This is a genomic window from Microbacterium abyssi, assembly GCF_015277895.1.
GTDB lineage: Bacteria > Actinomycetota > Actinomycetes > Actinomycetales > Microbacteriaceae > Microbacterium > Microbacterium abyssi.
Genome location: NZ_CP063815.1, coordinates 323,641 through 341,012, shown reverse-complemented (window position 1 = coordinate 341,012; position 17,372 = coordinate 323,641). Strand labels below are relative to the sequence as shown.

Genomic DNA, 17,372 nt, shown 5'->3' with positions numbered 1-17,372 from the left:
AGTTGCATCGGTGCCACCCTGAGGCATCGGCTACCGCGTAGCACGCCCCCCGAAGCGTGCTGCGCCCGACGAAAGACGATCACATGAGCTACGAGAACACCAGCCCGACCCCTCCACCGCCTCCGGGCGCGGTTCCGCCCGTCGCACCCTCTTCGCCCACCGCGACGACGCCCGTCCCGATGCCGACCGCGCCGCTCGCCTCCGCCACACCCCCAGGCGGACCGGCCGGTCCGTCATACGGAGCGCAAGCTCCGGCGGGTGGCCCTCCGACCGCGGAGGACGGCAAATCATTCCTCGCTACCTGGCTGCTGGCCTTCTTCCTCGGCCTGTTCGGAATCGACCGGTTCTACCTCGGAAAGGTCGGCACCGGCATGCTGAAGCTCGTCACGCTCGGCGGCGCGGGCATCTGGTGGCTTGTGGACCTGATTCTTGTGCTCACGAACTCCGCGCGCGACGCAAAGGGGCGCGCGCTCACCGGCTACGAACAGCACAAGAAGGTCGCCTGGATCGTCACCGGAGCGCTGGTTCTCATCAGCCTCATCAGCAGCATCGCCACCGGCGGCATCGGCGCATCTCAGGCCCCGGACTCCTCCGCACTCGACAAGCCGACCGTAGCGGCTCCGGCGCAGACCGACGAGGAGGCGGAGGAAGCCGCGCCCGAACCGGATGTCGTGGTGGTGCCCGACATGATCGGCACGCCGATCAGCGTTTCGCAACCGATCGCCGAGGCGTACGGCCTCGTGTTCACTGCGCCGGCGGACGCGAACGATGACTCGGTGATCGCAACACAATCTGTCGCCGCCGGGGAGAAGGTCGAAGAGGGCACTGAGGTGGTCATCACGGTCGAGCCCCCGAAGCCGAAACTGTCCCTCGAGCAGCAGAACGCGGTCGATCAAGCGCAGAGCTACCTCGACTACTCAGGATTCTCGCGCGCTGGTCTCATCGGCCAGCTGGAGTTCGAGGGGTACTCCACCGAGCTCGCGACGTTCGGTGCGGACAACGCTGGGGCGGACTGGAACGCGGAGGCCGCCCAGAAGGCTCAGTCATACCTCGACTATTCGTCGTTCTCACGTCAAGGCCTCTACGACCAGCTGGCCTTCGAGGATTTCACCCCGGAACAGATCGAGTTCGCTCTCACCGAAGTCGGCTACTGAGCCTCCGCACCGAAAGGATCGATATGGAAACCGGCGCCATGCTGAGCTGGACCCTCCAGCAGGAAATCCCCGTCCCGCCCGACGTCCACGCGTTGCTCGCCCAAGGGGAGGAGGCGATCACCTCCTTCAAGACGTTCCGCGATTCGGCGACGTTCACCACGAAACGACTCATCGTGCGCGACGCTCAGGGCATCACCGGCAAGAAGGTGGAGATCTACTCGTTGCCGTACAGCTCGATCCTGATGTGGTCTTCCGAGAACGCGGGAACGCTCGATTGGAATTCCGAAGTCGAGCTTTGGACCAAGGCCGGCCACATCAAGGTCAAGCTGGCGAAAGGCGCCGATGTTCGACGCATCGACAGCCTGATCGCGTGGGCGGTGCTGAACTCCCACTGAGCTGGGGACGTGGGAGCGTGGGGCGGGGTTTGGGGAACCCCGCCCCACGTCGGCATGTCGCCAGCGCTTTGGGGGTACCGATCCGGTGGGATGATAGCTTCGTGAGCTCCCCTCTTCAGATCCCCGGCTGGCGTCATCTCTACTCCGGCAAGGTCCGCGATCTGTACGCCTCCGAAGATCCCGCGGACACCCGAATCCTCGTCGTGGCATCCGACCGGGTCAGTGCCTTCGACTTCGTGCTCTCCCCCGGCATCACCGACAAGGGGGCCCTGCTCACGCAGCTGAGCCGCTGGTGGTTCGAGCAGCTGAGCGAGTTCCCGAACCATCTCGCCGAGGGTGAGATCCCCGAGATCGTCGCGGACCGGGCGATGCTCGCGCAGTCGCTGGAGATGCTGCCGATCGAGTGCGTCGTGCGCGGCTACATCACCGGTTCGGGCTGGGCCGAGTACCAGGAGAGCGGCACGGTCTGCGGCATCCCGCTGCCGATGGGCCTCGAAAACGGCGACCGCCTGCCGGAGCCGCTGTTCACCCCGGCGTACAAGGCACCGATGGGCGAGCACGACGAGAACATCACGTTCGAGAAGACCGTCGAGCTCGTGGGAGCCGAGCGCGCCGCCGAGCTGCGCGACACCTCGCTGGCTCTGTACGCGCGCGCCGCCACGATCGCCGAGGCGCACGGCCTCATCCTCGCCGACACCAAGTTCGAGTTCGGGACGGATGCCGACGGCATCCTGCGCGTCGCCGACGAGGTGCTCACGAGCGACTCGTCCCGCTATTGGGATGCCGCCACGTGGGAGTCCGGCTCGACGCCGTCCGAGCGGATGGCGAGCTTCGACAAGCAGATCGTCCGCGACTGGCTCGCGTCGAACTGGGACAAGCAGGGCGAGCCGCCGGCGCTGCCGGAAGAGGTCGTCGAGCGCACCGCCGACCGGTATCGCGAGCTCATCGCACGCCTGACCGCGTAGGTCGCCTCACAGCCACGGCCCGACACCACGGGGCCCACTCCACGACACGCGGGTCGCCTCAGGCCGATGCGTCCGACATCCGTCGTTGCGGCCCCCAGACTGTCGCGCCCCGGCTGGGCCGCCGCGCCCGCACCCGGCGAACACTCAGTAATCGATAGTGTTTCTCCAGCATCCCACCCCGAATTCGAGGAGCCCCCGCATGCCCCTGTGGAAGATTCACGGCGATGGCCGCAACGTCGCACCCGACGAAGTCGTCCGGCCCGAAGAGCGACTGAACTGGCCCGCGACCTTCGCCATCGGCGCGCAGCACGTGGTCGCCATGTTCGGCGCGACCTTCCTCGTCCCGATCATCACCGGGTTCCCGGTATCCACGACGCTGCTGTTCTCGGGCGTGGGCACGCTGCTGTTCCTGCTGCTGACCCGCAATCGCCTGCCCAGCTACCTCGGCTCGTCGTTCGCTTTCCTCGCGCCGATCACCGCGATCAACGCCGGTCAGTCGCTCGAGACGGCCCAGCAGATCACGCAGGCGCTCGTCGGGGTGCTCGTCGTCGGCGTGCTGCTGGCGGGCATCGGCTTCCTGGTCCAGGCCGTCGGCGTCGGCTGGATCGACCGCTTCATGCCTCCGGTGGTCGCCGGGTCCATCGTCGCCCTGATCGGCTTCAACCTCGCGCCCGCCGCCTGGAACAACTTCACCCTGCAGCCCGAACTCGCCTCGGTGACGCTCATCGCGGTGGTGCTGTTCAGCGTGCTGTTCCGCGGATTCCTCGGCCGCATCTCGATCTTCCTGGGCGTGATCGTCGGCTACGTCGTGGCCATCTTCACCGGACAGGTGAAGTTCGACGGCGTGGCCGAGGCCGCATGGATCGGCCTGCCCGACTTCCACCTCGCCGCCGTCACCGACCCGATGGCCTGGGCCTATGTGCCGATGTTCCTGCCGGTCGTGCTCGTACTCATCGCCGAGAACGTCGGCCACGTGCGCGGTGTCGCGACCATGACGAACGACCCCTCGATCAACAAGCACACCGGGCGTGCGCTCGTCGCGGACGGGCTCGCCACCACGCTCGCCGGCGGCTTCGGCGGTTCGGCGACCACCACCTACGGCGAGAACATCGGCGTGATGGCGGCGACTCGCGTCTACTCGACCGCCGCGTACTGGGTGGCGGGCTTCGCCGCGATCCTCCTCGCCTTCTCGCCCAAGATCGGCGTCATCTTCAACACCATCCCGCCCGGGGTGCTCGGCGGCGTCACGACCGCGCTGTACGGCCTGATCGGCGTCATCGGCATCAAGATCTGGGTCGACAACCGCGTGGACTTCTCGCGCCCGGTCAACCAGTACACCGTCGCGGTGTCGTTCGTGATCGCCGTCGGCGGCTTCGCGATGAGCTGGGGCGCGTTCCAGCTCGGCGCCATCGTGCTCGGCACGGTCGCAGCCCTGCTGATCTACCACCTGGGCAACGCGATCGCCCGCGCCCGCAAGACCGGCGCGGACGACGGTGGCCCCATCCCCGCCGTCGGGCCGCTCGGCGGCGACCCGGAGTAGGCACCGCCGTCCCTGCACGCGCAGGGGCATTTCACAGAAACGGCGGGTTACCGGCACCCGGACCCGCCGTTTCTGCGACACCCCGCCTTCGTCCTGTCGCACATATGGTGACGTCATTCGCAGCAGACCCACCACTGGTGAGACATGCCGCGTGAGCCGGGACGATACCGTGTCTGAATCGACCGGATTGAGAGTGCATTCATGAGCGACCCGACACCGACCACGGCCAGGCCCAAGACCGACACGCTGTGGCGCGTCATCATCATCGCGATCTTCGCGGTCGGTGTGATCGTGGCAATTGGCTACCCGTTGCTCAACGGCAACTGGCGTTCCATCTTCGCCGCCGTCCCGGTCTTCGCCTTCGGCATCCTGATCGCCGCGATCCGCTCGATTCGCCGCTGACGCTGACCGGATGCCGCGGCGTCAGCCGATTCGCCCGATGACGGCGTCCGCACCAACCATGTCGCCGGCGGATGCCGCGTGCGACAGGGTTCCGGCGCGATGCGCGGTGACCTGGGTCTCCATCTTCATCGCGTCGAGCACGGCGATGGCATCCCCCGCCTCGACCGAGGCGCCGTCGTCGGCGAGCCAGCGCACGAGGCTGCCCGGAGCAGGAGCACGCAGTTCAGCCGGGTCAGCCGACACGGCCGACGCAGCCTCACCGCCAGAGGAAGCGGCGAACCCGCGCAGCAGCGCCGCCGGCACCCCGAGCACCACCCGGCGCCCGTCGATCTCGACGCCGAAGCGGTGCAGACCGGCATCCTCGAGCGGCGCCGGACGCAACTGCGGCTCGAGACGAGGCAGCAGCGTGCTCTCGATCCACTGCGTGTGCACTCCGAACGTCTCCGTCGCGAATTCGGGCTCATCGACGGCCAGCCGCGCGAACGGGATCACCGTCGCGGGGCCTGACACCTCAAGCTCACGCAGCGCACGACGCGCGCGCACTAGCGCGGCATCCCGGGTGTCGGCGTACACGATGAGCTTCGCGATCATCGAGTCGAACGCGGGCTGCACGGCATCCCCCGCCTCGATCCCGCTGTCCCAGCGGACCCCGGGCCCGCCGGGGATCCGCAGCGACTCGGCCAGACCGGGGCTCGGCAGGAATCCGCGCCCCGGATCCTCGGCGTTGATGCGGAACTCGAACGCGTGCCCGCGCGGTTCCGGCGTCCCGTCGAACGAGACCCCGAGGCCCTCCGCGATGCGGAACTGCTCGCGCACGAGGTCGACGCCGGTGACCTCCTCGGTCACCGGATGCTCCACCTGCAGCCGCGTGTTCACCTCGAGGAACGAGATCGTGCCGTCGGCGGCGAGCAGGAACTCGACCGTGCCGGCGCCGCGATAGGACACCTCGGCGCAGATCCGCCGCGCCGCTTCGTGAAGCTCCGAACGCTGATCGTCGGTCAGACCGGGAGCCGGCGCCTCCTCGATGAGCTTCTGGTTGCGGCGCTGCATCGAGCAGTCCCGGTCGCCGACCGCGACGACGCCGCCGTGTCCGTCACCGAGGACCTGCACCTCGATGTGCCGTGGGCTCTCCAGGAACCTCTCGACGAAGCACTCGCCGCGTCCGAACGCCACGATCGCCTCGCGGGTCGCGGCGTCGAAGGCCTCTGCGACCTCGGACAGCTCGCGCACCACCTTGATGCCGCGCCCGCCGCCGCCGTACGCGGCCTTGATGGCGATCGGCACGCCGTGCTCCTCGGCGAAGGCGACGGCCTCGGCCGGGCCCGAGAGCGGCTGGTCGGTTCCGGCGGCGAGCGGCGCACCCACCTTCTGCGCGATGCGACGGGCGGTCATCTTGTCGCCCAGAGCGTCGATGCTGTCGGGCGACGGGCCGATCCACGTGAGCCCGGCATCCTCCACTGCGCGCGCGAACGCGGCGCTCTCGGAGAGGAATCCGTACCCGGGGTGCACGGCGTCGGCTCCCGAAGCGTGCGCTGCCTCGAGCAGGGCGGAGATCGACAGGTACGTGTCCGCGGCAGTCGCACCGCGGAGCCCCACTGCCGCATCCGCAAGGCGCACGTGAAGCGCCTCGGCATCCTGATCGGCATAGACGGCGATGGAGGTGTATCCGGCCTCGGCGCACGCGCGGATCACGCGCACTGCGATCTCGCCGCGGTTGGCGATCAGTACCTTCTTCATTAGTGTCCTTCTTCGATGCGGAAGCGGATACGGACGCCCGGAGGCAGCTGGGCGGCGAGATCGAGGCAGCGATCCGTGAGCGCGCCGATGATCGGGTAGCCGCCGGTGAGCGGGTGATCGGGCAGGAACAGCACGGGCTGTCCGTCGGCGGGCACCTGGATCGCGCCGGTCACCGCGCCCTCGCTGGGCAGCTCACCCTGCGTGGCGCGTTCCAGAGGCACGTCGCCATGCAGGCGGATGCCGACGCGATCGGAGCGCGGCGTGACGACCCACTCCTGCGTCGTGAGGGTCTCGAGAGCGGATGCCGTGAACCAGTCGTCCCGCGGGCCAAGAGTGATGTCGAGCTCGACGAGCTCGCCGGATGCCGGGAACTCCCGCACCTGTGCGACTGGATCGACCGCGCGTGCGGGGGCGTCGCCGATCGCGACGACGTCGCCGGCTAGGAGCGGATCGGGCCCGAGGCCTGCGAGAGTGTCGCTGGCGCGACTGCCGAGAGACGATGCCGCGGCAACGCCGCCGCGGACGCCGATGACATAGCGCAGGCCGCGGGCCGGACGCGCGAGCTGCAGTTCGTCGCCGTCGACCGTGGCGAACGGCACCCCGTGCGGGATGCTGCGCACGACCCCGTTCGCCTCGGTCAGCGTGAGGTCGCCGATAGCGCCGGTGACGACGGCGACGCCCTCGCCGAGGAAGCGCAGCGTCGCGCCGCCGACGCTCTCCAGCACCGCGGCATCCCGCTCGTTGCCGACTGCGAGGTTCGCATCGCGCATGGCGGTGCGGTCGGCAGCCCCGGATGCCGAGACGCCGAGGGCCGCGTGGCCGGGGCGCCCGGCATCCTGAACCAGCAGCTGCATCGAGGGCTTGACGATTTCGAGGGAGGGAGGAGGCGGCTCGAAAGAGGGAGGCTTCGACTCGCCTTCGGCTCGCTCAACCCGTTTCGTCTCGCTTCGCTCGCTCAACGACCCGCGTGGGGAAGCATCCGTCGGGGAGCTGAACGCCCCGCGGGAGTTCTGCGGGTCGTTGAGCGCAGGCTGCGCAGCAGCCGGAGACGAAACGGGCTGAGCGAGTGAAGCGAGTCGAAGCCGCTCCTCCGTAACCTCGCTCCGACCATCCATCGCGAAGCGATCACGAGCAGCACGTTCGAACCGCACCGACGTCCCCGGCGCCAGCAGCGCGGGCGGATCGCGGTCGATGTCCCACATGACGGCATCCGTGCGTCCGATGAGCTGCCAGCCGCCGGGGCTCTCGCGCGGGTACACGCCCGTGAAGGCTCCGGCGAGCGCGACGGATCCCGCCGGCACGCGGGTGCGCGGCGACGACCTGCGCGGCACGTCGAACAGCGGGTCGCTGCTGACCACATACCCGAATCCCGGCGCGAAGCCCGAGAAGGCGACCTGCCAGTCTGCGGCGAGGTGCCGGTTCACGAGCTCGTCCGCCGAGACGCCGAGCAGTCCGGCAGTTTCGGAAAGATCCTCGCCGTCGTAGCGCACCGGCACCGTGACCTCACGCGTGTGCGGCACGTGCTCGGCATCCACCGAGGTCGCCGACAGCACCGAAGCGAGCTCGCGCGCCGACGTTCGCACCGGGTCGAACCGCACGAGCACGGTGCGCGCGCCGGGGATGCGCTCGACGATGCCCGGCACGCCGTCCCACGCGAGGTTCAGGCGCATCGCCTCGTCGAGGTCGGCCGCCTCGACCAGGAGCGACCGGTCGGATGCCGTGAGGATGCGCATCAGACGATGTGCTCCGCGTCGGGCACATCGGTGATGAACATGTACCCGGGCGCGTGCGTGACGGCGAACGGGGGCTTGGACGCCATGATCGCCGCCTGCGGAGTGACCCCGCAGGCCCAGAACACCGGGATCTCGCCTTCGCGCACCTCGGGCGCATCGCCGAAGTCCGGACGCGCGAGGTCGGCGATGCCGAGCGAGCCCGGGTCGCCGACGTGCACCGGAGCGCCGTGCACCGCCGGCGTGCGGCCGGAGATCTGCACGGCATCCGCCACTCGCCCTGCCGGGATCGGCCGCATCGATACGACCATCTCGCCGCGCACGCGGCCGGCGGGCGTGCAGTCGATGTTCGTGCGGTACATCGGCACGTTGCGTCCGAGTTCCTGGTGGCGGATCGGGATGCCGGCGTCGACCAGCCCGGTCTCGAACGTGAAGCTGCATCCGATCAGGAAGGCGACGAGGTCGGGATGCTCCTCCCAGGCCGGTCGTGCGTCGGTGACCTCCTCGGTCAGTTCGCCGTCGCGCCAGATGCGGTAGCTGCCGATGTCAGTGCGGATGTCGCTGCCGGGTGCGAGCACGGATTCGATCTGCCCGTGCTCGATCACCTCCAGCACCGGGCACGGCTTGGGATTGCGTTGCGCGTACAGGAGGGTCTCGAACGCCCAGTCCGCGGGCACCGCGATGAGGTTGGCCTGCGTGAGTCCTGCGGCGACGCCGCTGGTCGGCTCGGCCAGGCCTTCGCGGTACGCCTGACGCGCGGCGCGGGCGGCGGCGAGCTGGTCGGGGGTTGCGGTCACGGACATGTCAGGCCGTCGCGAAGGGTGCGATCGTGATGCCGGCGTCCTGCAGCATCCGCTTCGTCTCGGCGGCCATGGCAACCGACCCGGGGCTGTCACCGTGCACGCAGATCGACTGCGCGTCGACGCGCACGTCCGTACCGTCGATCGCGCGGATCACGCCCGCATCGGCGAGGCGCACCATGCGCTCGGCGACCGCCGCGGGATCGTGCAGCACCGCGCCCTCGTCGGTGCGGGAGACGAGCTGCCCGTCCGGCTGGTAGGCGCGATCGGCGAACGCCTCGGCGGCGACGTCGAGCCCGGCCTTCGCAGCGACCTCGAGCACGACGCCGCCGGCGAGACCGAGCAGCACCAGATTCGGATCGATCGCCTTGATCGCCGCGACCACGTCCTTCGACTGCCGCTCGTCGCGGGCGATCGTGTTGTAGAGCGCGCCGTGCGGCTTGACGTAGGCGACCGTCCCGCCGACCGCCGAGGTCAGACCGATCAGCGCACCGAGCTGGTATTCGACGTGCGCCTGCAGCGTCGCCGAGTCGATGTCGACCTTCGTGCGTCCGAAGTTCTCGTAGTCGCGGTAGCCGGGGTGGGCACCGATCACGACGCCGCCCCGCACGGCCGCGGCGAGGGTAGCGCGGATGCCCTCGGGGCTGCCTGCGTGGAACCCGCATGACACGTTCGCGCTGGTGACGATCTCGAGCATCGCCGCATCGTCGCTGACGACCCGGTCGGGGACGTTCTCGCCGAGGTCGGAGTTCAGGTCGATCATGGGCATTGTCAGGCTCCGATTCCGAGGAAGGCGAAGATGGGTCCGACCGAGACGATACCCATGTACCAGGTCAGCAGGGTCACCAGCGTGCCGGCGATGAGCAGCCACAGCGGGTACTTGCGCGTGCCGAGCAGGTCGCGGCGGAACCAGCCGATGTACATGAACACGGTCAGTCCGATGGGCAGGATCAGTCCGTTGAAGCCGCCGACGAAGACGAGGATCGCGGCGGGGGCCGTGCCGATGAGCAGGTAGATGATCAGCGAGACGACGATGAAGATCACGGTCGCCCACTGCAGCGACCAGCCGCCGAGGAAGCGCTTGTGGAAGGTGGAGAGGAACGTCGCCGACGTGTACGCGGCGCCGATCACGGAGCTGAGCGCCGCAGCCCAGAAGATCGCGCCGAAGATCCGCAGGCCCGCATCTCCCAGGACTGCGCCGAACGCCTGGCCGGCCGGGTTGGCTGCCTGAGTGGTGAGGTCGAGCGTCACGCCGGATGCCACGACGCCGAGGATCGCGAGGAAGAGCACGTAGCGCATGATGCCGGTGATGAGGATGCCGTTCGCGGCGGCGCGCATCACGGGGCCCGCCTGGTCGGGGCCGACGTGCCCTGAGTCGAGATAGCGGTGCGCGCCGGAGTAGGTGATGTAGCCGCCGACGGTGCCGCCGACGATCGTCGTGATGGTGGCGAAGTTCAGCTCGTCGGGCACGAACGTCTGGCGCAGCGCGTCGCCGATCGGTGGCTGCGACATGATCGCGACGGCCACGGTCATGCCGATCATGCCGATGCCGAGGACCACGAGGACGATGTCCATGACGCGGCCGGCCTTCTTGATGAGGAAGATGATGATCGCGAGGGCGCCGGTGACCAGGCCGCCGATCTTCGGGTCGATGCCGAGCAGGGCGTTCAGTCCGAGTCCGCCGCCGGCGATGTTGCCGATGTTGAAGGCGAGTCCGCCGATCACGATGAGCACGGCGATGACGTGGCCCGAGAACGGGATGGCACTGTTGGCCAGCTCGCCGGCTCGCTTGCCGGAGGAGGTGATCATCCGCCAGATGTTCAGCTGCACGGCGATGTCGATCAGGACCGAGACGAGGATGGCGAACGCGAATGCGGCACCCATCCGGGCGGTAAAGGTGGCGGTCTGCGTGATGAAGCCGGGGCCGATGGCGCTGGTGGCCATCAGGAAGATCGCGCCGATGACGGCGCTGCGACCTACGCGCTTCTTCACCGCCGCGAGCTGGGCGTCGGTCTGAGTCTGCTCTGACATGGAGGGGGATCCCATCGTCTTTGTTGGGTGTCGGATGACACCGAGTGTAGAACACGAACGGGGCTGATTGTTCTACAAGAATGTTTCCAGCATGCTACGAACCTCGCGCACTCCCCTAGCATGAAGGCGTGATCCAACAGGGGCTGCTCGCTGACGCACTGCGGCAGAGCATCATCGACGGCGAGTTCGCGCCGGGTTCGAAACTGTCCGAGGCGATGCTGGCCGGCCGGTTCGAGGTGTCCCGCAACACGGTCCGCGAGGCGTTCCGCGTGCTCGCCGAGCAGGGGCTTCTGGAGCACACGCCGCATCGCGGGGTCTCCGTCGCGGCGCCGACGATCGCCGACGTGGTCGACATCTACCGCGCCCGCCGCACGATCGAGTGCACGGTGATGCGCGAGTGCGAGCCGGAGCATCCGGCCGTGCAGCGCATGCGCGACGCGCTCGCGGAGTCGGAACACTGGCTGCCACAGGAAGAGTGGAAGCGCGTGGGCAGCGCCAACATGGCGTTCCACGTCGCGATCATCGATCTCGCCGACAGCCCGCGCCTGGCCCGCACCTACCAGAACCTCGCCGCGGAGCTCCGGCTCGTGTTCCTCGAGATCGACGACCCGCGCGCGCTGCACGAGCCGTTCGTCCGCAGGAATCGCATCGTGCTCGATGCGCTGCTGACCAAGGGGCCGGATGCCGCCGCCGACGCCCTCGAGGACTACTTGATCCAGTCCGAGCGGCTGGTGCTCGGGGCGTTCGCACGGATGGGCAAGAGGTAGCGGGAATAGATCCCGCGCGGAGACGTTTCACCTGACATGAACGAAAACCTTGCCGCGGCAACAACAATGGGAGCCGTCACCCTGTTCGTCGCCGACCTCGACGCGATGACGGCCTTCTACCGCGACGTCATCACGCTCCAGGTGCTCAGCTCCGAGGGCGACACCGTCGTGCTCGGCCGCGCCGGCATCCCGATCGTCGTCCTGCAGCACTCGCCGTCGCTGAAGCATGCGGCGCGCGGCTCGGCGGGCCTGTTCCACACCGCCATCCTGTTCGAGACGCAGGCGGCGCTGGCGTCCGCTCTCTACTCGGTCGCGCAGCGCGCCCCGCAGACCTTCACCGGCAGCGCCGACCACCTGGTCAGCCAGGCGTTCTACCTGACCGACCCCGAGGGCAACGGCATCGAGCTGTACTGGGATCGCGCCCGGTCGGAATGGTCGTGGACCCACGGCCAGGTCGAGATGGCGACGCTCTACCTCGACCCGAACTCGTTCCTGCAGGAGCACCTCACCGAGGAGGTCGCTGCCGGGTCCACGGCGACGGATGCTGCGCAGATCGGCCACGTGCATCTCTCCGTGGGCGATGTCGCATCGGCGCGCGACTTCTACGTGCGGCGCCTGGGCTTCGACACCACGGCATCCATGGGGGATCAGGCGCTGTTCGTCAGCGCCGGCGGCTACCACCACCACATGGCGATGAACGTCTGGAACTCGCGCGGCGCAGGCCCGCGGATGCCGGCGCTCGGGCTCGGCCAGGTCGACCTCGCCATGCCCAGCGCCGATGCTCTCGGCGAGCTGAACGAGCGCCTCACGCACTTCGGCACTCAGGTCGCCGACGACGGGCAGGCGCTGACGTTCCGCGACCCCTGGAACAACACGCTCAAGGCTCAGCTCGCCGCCTGAGAGGCGCGCCCCGGAGTGTTGCCGCGGCGAGCAGGCCACGGCGGGGATCGTGTTGAGGCGGGTCACTCTGCGGGCGTCAGGAGCGCGAGCAAGTCGGGTGACGCCGCGTGTGCGTTCCAGACCGGGTCTGCCAGCCGCCGGCATCCGTCGAGTTCGACGGTGAAGGCGGCCGCGGTGCTCTCACCGGCGCGCAGGTGCACGACGACGAATCGCGTCGCGACGTCGGCGCAGGTCGGCGCAGCGGGAGCGAGCTGTGCGTCCGAGATGACCGCTCGAGCCTCGGATGCTGTCAGCTCCCGCACTCCGTCGAACACACCGGCGTCACCGGCGGGCGCGGGTGCTGTGCCCGATACTGCGGTCGTGACGTAGTCGCACAACAGCGCCCCGGTCACCTCCGACGCGTCCGGCCACGCCGGGCTCTCGTACGGGATGAGGTGCTCCTCGCCGATGACCTGGCCATCCTCGGGCATGACCTGTTCGGCATCCAGCCCGTTCGCCTCGCCGAGTCCGGCGAGCACCAGCATCCCCGCCTGTGTCGCGCAGCCGGCCTGGATCGCCGCGATCGATTCGACCAGCGAGGCGGGAGTGAACGTCTCGTCCGCCACTGCGAGCGTGTCAAGGGCGGCCTCCAGACCGACCTGTTTGGGCGCACCGCATCCGTCCGCAGGAACGGCGACGCGCACGACGTCGCCGCTTGTTCCTTCCAGCCACAGCTCTGGTGCGAGGTATGCGACGGCGGGGCACGGCCCGTTCGATCTCGGGTCGCTCGGGCTCGCGAGGGCGGCGAGCACAGGTTCCAGTTCTCCCTCCAAGCGCTCGAGGCGCGACCCCGACCAGACCCCGTCGCGGTCCTGATGCGAGGCGTACGGTTCGCATCGCAGCACGGCGACGGCTTCGAACCCCTCGGGTACGAGCCCGGCCTCGGCGTATCCTTCCGCGAATGTCTCGGGGCACGTCACCGTAGACACGGGCGTCGCGGCGACACGCGGATCGGGGCCGAGCCCGGGAAGGATCGCGCATCCGGCGAGCGCGAGAACGACGCCGAGCAACAGGGTCGCCGCAGTCCGTCGCATCGTGCCCTCCTCACCATCGACGTTAGATGCACCGAGGCGGCCCGGCGCAACGAACCGGTAACTATCCGCGATGTGCTCCACTCGGAGCAGGTTCGCAGAGCCCGCACACCGCGTACCGGTCCGGCGCTCAGGCCCTACCCCACTCTGGTGTCGGGAACTCGCTGGGCGGCTCGGGCCACCCGAGCACCAGGGCGCAGCACACGACGACCACGCCGATGCTCATCGCGAGGAGGGTCGCCGATACGACTCTGACGGCACGGGATGCCGGCGAGGCTCCGCCGCGCATCACCGCGAACGAAGCACCGAGCAGCGCCAGCCACACCAGCAGACCGAAGACCCCGAAGGCGACCCCGATCCCGCTTTCAGACTCGTCCCAGTAGATCCTCTTGAAGAATCCGCCCGACCAACCGAGACCGGCAAGGTTGAACCACGCTGCCCCGATCACCCCGCTCACCGTCGCCACGGCGGAGAGCACGATGCCGGCTGCCTGACGCATGCAGCAGAGATTATCCGATCAGCGGACGTTGCGTGCGAGCCCGACCACCAGATCCGGCGTGCGCATCCCTGACGTTGGTCCTCACTTCAGACGGGTCATCGGGGTAGGGGCACCCGTAGATCCCCGGGGCGACGACCCGCGAGCGTCGGCCAGACGGCATCCGCCGCCTCCGCCGGGATCGCGATGTGGTGCGGCACGCCGATCACGTGAGCACCCGCGGCTCGCGCGGCTGCCAGGCCGATGAGTGAATCCTCGATGGCGACGCAGTCGCGCACGTCGACCTCGAGCAGCCCCGCCGCCCGAACATACGCGTCGGGATGCGGCTTGCCACGTTCGACAGCATCGCCGGTGACGATGACGTCGAACGTGCCCACCGGGAGCGCCGCGATGACAGCGTCCGCATACTCCCGATACGACATCGTCACCAGCGCGAGCGGGATGGCGGCGGCCCGAAGCGCTGACAGCATCTCGACCGCGCCCGGCCGCCAGGTGAGACCCGCGGCCGCGGTGTTGCGCATCGCCAGCTCCAGATGACGATCGATCAGCTCGGATGCCGGAGCGTCGACTCCCCAGGCGCGCATGAGCTCGACGCCATCGATCAGAGACGTCCCGACCAGAGCGGCGAGAGCATCCGCTGACGGCTCGAGACCATGCGCTCGTGCGATCTCGTCCGCGGCGGCGATCCAGTGCGACTCGGTGTCGACGATCGTGCCGTCCATGTCCCACAGCACCGCTGCGGGTCGGCGACGCACAGCAGAAGAGGAATCGTTCATTGCGGAACTCCGTGAGAAGGACTCGGCCCCGTGCGCTCGGGGGGTGCGCACGGGGCCGGGCGTCGGGATGGATCAGGCCTTGCGGCGAGCGCGCAGCGCCAGCCCGATTCCGCCGAGGATCAGCGCGACAGCCGCCAGGCCGAAGCCCCACGGCACTTCCGAACCCGTAACGGCGAGGTCGCCGCCGGGTGCCGCCGCGTCGCCGCCGGAGACCGGCGCGGCCGCCACGGTCACCGGAGCCCATCCGATGACCTGCCCTTCGCTGTCGGTCACGACGAGGCGGTGCGCACCGAGCGCGGCATCCTGGGGAACGGTGAACACGGCCGTCCCGTCAGCCCGCACCGTGTACGCGCCCATCGACACCGGGTCCGAGAACAGCCAGCCGGTCACAGACTCGTCCGCCCATGCGGCATCCATCTCGATGATCACCGGCTCACCCGGACGGACCGTGCCCGATCCCTGGATCGCGATGCCGTCGCGCAGTTCCGGCGTCAGGTCGTCCTCGGACGGCGCGGCAGGCGCCTCCGGCTCCTCGGGCTCCGGGTTTCCGGGCTCCGGAGTCTCCGGCCGAACGTCGCCGTCGAACGCGACGAGCGGGTTGGGAATCTCGACCTGGCGCAGCTGCTCGTCCGTCGCGAAGTCGTAGGCCGTCACCACGACGCGGTCGCCGTACGAGTCGAGCGTCAGCCCCTGGTTGATGTCGCGCGTCGTGACCTCCGTGATCCCGGCGGTGTTCTCGCCACGCGCATCCCACTCGATGTGCATCGCGATCGTGTTGATCGCCCAGAAGCCATCTGCGTGACCGTCGGCCGTCCGGCGCTGCACGGCCCAGTCGCCGAGCTCGGCGGGGTAGTGCGTGTGACCGGTGAAGATGATCGCGTTCGGGTAGTTGCCGAGGATGCTCGTGAGGCGGTCGTTCATCTGGTGATGACCGTGATAGCCGGGGATCCAGGATGCCGAGACCGTATCGCCGAGCGGGAAGTGGGTCATCACCACGACCTGCTTGTCGAGCGCGGTCCAGTGCGCCAGACGCTCCTCGAAGAACTCCACCTGCGCATCCGACATCGCGACGTCGGTGGGCGATCCGAACTCCTGCCCGAGGACGATCACCGGCAGGTCGCCCGCCGGCCCCTCCACGACGTACTCCGCCCACGGCTTCTCCCGCTCCGCGAACGCGAAGAAGCGCTCCATGTTGGCGTCGAAGCCGCCCGCCGCATAGCGCTCATGGTTGCCGTTCGCGGCGATCGTCTGACGCGGACGGATGTCGGCCGTCGCGTCCATCACGTCATAGATCTCCTGCCATTCTCCGGTCGTACCCGAGTTCACGATGTCGCCGACGAGCAGCATGCCGTCGGCCTCCGGCGCGATCTCGGAGTAGTCGCCGAGCGCGTGCTGGAAGTCGCCTGGATGGCCCTGGATGTCGCTCATGACCCAGGCCTGCGTCGGGGTCGCGTCGGTCGCCTTCAGCACCTCGTGCACGGCGACCGAGTCGATCGCCCAGTAGCGAGCACCCTCTTCGGCGGTGAACTGCCAGGAGAAGACGGCTTCGTCTGCACCCTCCGGCACCTCGACGACGACGTCCTGCGCGTAGTTCATCTGGCGAGCGTCGTAACCGTCTGCGACGCTCTCGGAGTCGAGACGCAGGATCTCCGTGCTCTCGCCACCGTCGAAGCTGACCCGCACGACCCCGGACTGTCCGGCTGCTCCCCGGTAGTGGCTGTCGAAGGTGAGGCGGGCGGATGCCAGGCCGTCGACCGGCACTGCGGCCGAGGTGAGCGTGGTGTCGAGCGCACCGCCGGACTGCTGCGCGTCGGCGACCGCGAGGGCGCCGAGCGGGCGGGCGAAGCGGCCGCGCATCTCGTCGACCTCGCTCGTCCAGTCGGCACGCGTCTTGAAAGTCCAGGCACCGTAGTCGGCAGCATCCGTCTCGGACTCGACGGTCCATCCTTCGGGCGTGCCCTCGAGGCTGAAGCCCTCGCGGTGGATGACGCCGTCGGTCGAGATGTCGGTGGAGACCGGGGCGATCTCGACCGGTGCGTCCGGGTCGCCGGGCTGAGGCTTCGTCGGATCGGGCTCAGCGCCGGCGCCCTCGATCGTGAACGAGACCGGCTCGCCGGCGCGGGTCCAGCCGTCGTCGTACAGGTACTCGAGGCGGTAGTCGCCGGCCGGCAGCGGATCGCCCGACCGGTCGTGGAGCGGGATCGTGACGCTGCCCGATTCGCCCGGCGCGTAGTCCCACGCGAATCCGCAGCCGGAGCACGGGGCATCGACGGATGCCGAGTAGATCGCGACCCAGTTCTTCGCGGTGGGACGGTCGGTGGTGTACTCCGCGGTGATCGAATCTCCGACGCCGACCGTCGAGGTCGCCAGCGTCAACTGGGATGCGGCAGCGGCGACCGCGCCTGCCGCCGGTTCTGCGCTCGCAGCCGTGAGGGCGGGAGACAGCAGCAGTGCGCCGGAGACGGCGAGTGCGCCGAAAGCTGTCGCACCCCGGCGACGGCGTGCCGCGGGCGTTGAGGGCGAGTGCATGGTCGTTCCTTCCAGAGCAGGGAGGCGGCATCGAAGGAGCATCGGCGCCGCGGAGGTTGACCTCCGATTCGACGGAACCG

General features: G+C 69.0%; 16 protein-coding genes. 7 read left to right on the top strand and 9 right to left on the bottom strand.

The features are described 5' to 3' along the window. Positions 1-83: 83 nt before the first annotated feature. The 5 genes from IM776_RS15825 (at position 84) to IM776_RS01655 (ending at position 4,456) form a co-directional block, all read left to right on the top strand. A complete protein-coding gene (locus IM776_RS15825; RefSeq protein WP_228479857.1) occupies positions 84-1,154 on the top strand; it encodes an Ltp family lipoprotein in 1,071 nt (356 codons plus the stop codon). A gap of 23 nt (positions 1,155-1,177) precedes the next feature. Then, a complete protein-coding gene (locus IM776_RS01670) occupies positions 1,178-1,549 on the top strand; it encodes a PH domain-containing protein (RefSeq protein WP_194421361.1) in 372 nt (123 codons plus the stop codon). Positions 1,550-1,650: 101 nt separating this feature from the next. After that, on the top strand, positions 1,651-2,514 hold the full coding sequence (locus tag IM776_RS01665) for a phosphoribosylaminoimidazolesuccinocarboxamide synthase (protein WP_194421360.1): 864 nt from the start codon (positions 1,651-1,653) through the stop codon (positions 2,512-2,514). A gap of 199 nt (positions 2,515-2,713) precedes the next feature. Next, positions 2,714-4,054 (top strand): uracil-xanthine permease family protein, encoded by a 1,341-nt coding sequence (locus IM776_RS01660; RefSeq protein ID WP_194421359.1) that lies wholly within the window; start codon positions 2,714-2,716, stop codon positions 4,052-4,054. Between the two features lie 201 nt (positions 4,055-4,255). Continuing rightward, positions 4,256-4,456, top strand: coding sequence for a hypothetical protein (locus tag IM776_RS01655; protein WP_194421358.1), 201 nt, complete (start codon positions 4,256-4,258; stop codon positions 4,454-4,456). Between the two features lie 21 nt (positions 4,457-4,477). Here the strand turns inward: IM776_RS01655 and IM776_RS01650 are convergent, their stop codons facing one another. The 5 genes from IM776_RS01650 to IM776_RS01630 are packed head-to-tail and all read right to left on the bottom strand — an operon-like array spanning position 4,478 to position 10,754. Beyond that, the gene (locus IM776_RS01650) at positions 4,478-6,193 is read right to left on the bottom strand and encodes an acetyl/propionyl/methylcrotonyl-CoA carboxylase subunit alpha (protein ID WP_194421357.1); all 1,716 of its coding nucleotides are present in this window, start codon (positions 6,191-6,193) and stop codon (positions 4,478-4,480) included. Then, complete coding sequence (locus tag IM776_RS01645; RefSeq protein ID WP_194421356.1) at positions 6,193-7,926, bottom strand: 5-oxoprolinase subunit B/C family protein; 1,734 nt, start codon at positions 7,924-7,926, stop codon at positions 6,193-6,195. The genes IM776_RS01650 and IM776_RS01645 overlap by 1 nt, the downstream gene beginning before the upstream one ends. Continuing rightward, positions 7,926-8,726 carry a putative hydro-lyase gene (locus IM776_RS01640; protein ID WP_228479856.1) on the bottom strand — a complete coding sequence of 267 codons (801 nt, stop codon included), beginning with the start codon at positions 8,724-8,726 and terminating at the stop codon, positions 7,926-7,928. Before IM776_RS01640 ends, IM776_RS01645 begins: the two co-directional genes overlap by 1 nt. 1 nt (position 8,727) lies before the next feature. Further along, complete coding sequence (locus IM776_RS01635) at positions 8,728-9,492, bottom strand: LamB/YcsF family protein (RefSeq protein WP_194421355.1); 765 nt, start codon at positions 9,490-9,492, stop codon at positions 8,728-8,730. A 2-nt stretch (positions 9,493-9,494) separates the two neighbouring features. After that, positions 9,495-10,754, bottom strand: a complete 1,260-nt coding sequence (locus IM776_RS01630; RefSeq protein ID WP_194421354.1) for an NRAMP family divalent metal transporter — start codon at positions 10,752-10,754, stop codon at positions 9,495-9,497. A 128-nt stretch (positions 10,755-10,882) separates the two neighbouring features. Between IM776_RS01630 and IM776_RS01625 the strand changes: the two genes are divergently transcribed. Together IM776_RS01625 and IM776_RS01620 are read left to right on the top strand one after the other, a co-directional pair. Then, complete coding sequence (locus IM776_RS01625) at positions 10,883-11,521, top strand: GntR family transcriptional regulator (RefSeq protein ID WP_194421353.1); 639 nt, start codon at positions 10,883-10,885, stop codon at positions 11,519-11,521. Between the two features lie 36 nt (positions 11,522-11,557). Continuing rightward, positions 11,558-12,421: a VOC family protein gene (locus IM776_RS01620; protein WP_228479855.1), complete on the top strand. Its 864-nt coding sequence runs from the start codon at positions 11,558-11,560 to the stop codon at positions 12,419-12,421. Between the two features lie 62 nt (positions 12,422-12,483). Here the strand turns inward: IM776_RS01620 and IM776_RS01615 are convergent, their stop codons facing one another. From IM776_RS01615 to IM776_RS01600, 4 genes are all read right to left on the bottom strand, one after another. After that, entirely contained in the window at positions 12,484-13,494 is a 1,011-nt protein-coding gene (locus IM776_RS01615) for a hypothetical protein (RefSeq protein ID WP_194421352.1), read from the bottom strand. Between the two features lie 127 nt (positions 13,495-13,621). Continuing rightward, positions 13,622-13,990 (bottom strand): hypothetical protein, encoded by a 369-nt coding sequence (locus tag IM776_RS01610; RefSeq protein ID WP_194421351.1) that lies wholly within the window; start codon positions 13,988-13,990, stop codon positions 13,622-13,624. A gap of 95 nt (positions 13,991-14,085) precedes the next feature. Beyond that, positions 14,086-14,763, bottom strand: coding sequence for an HAD family hydrolase (locus IM776_RS01605; RefSeq protein ID WP_194421350.1), 678 nt, complete (start codon positions 14,761-14,763; stop codon positions 14,086-14,088). A gap of 72 nt (positions 14,764-14,835) precedes the next feature. Further along, entirely contained in the window at positions 14,836-17,292 is a 2,457-nt protein-coding gene (locus IM776_RS01600) for a DUF4073 domain-containing protein (protein ID WP_194421349.1), read from the bottom strand. Positions 17,293-17,372 lie beyond the last annotated feature (80 nt).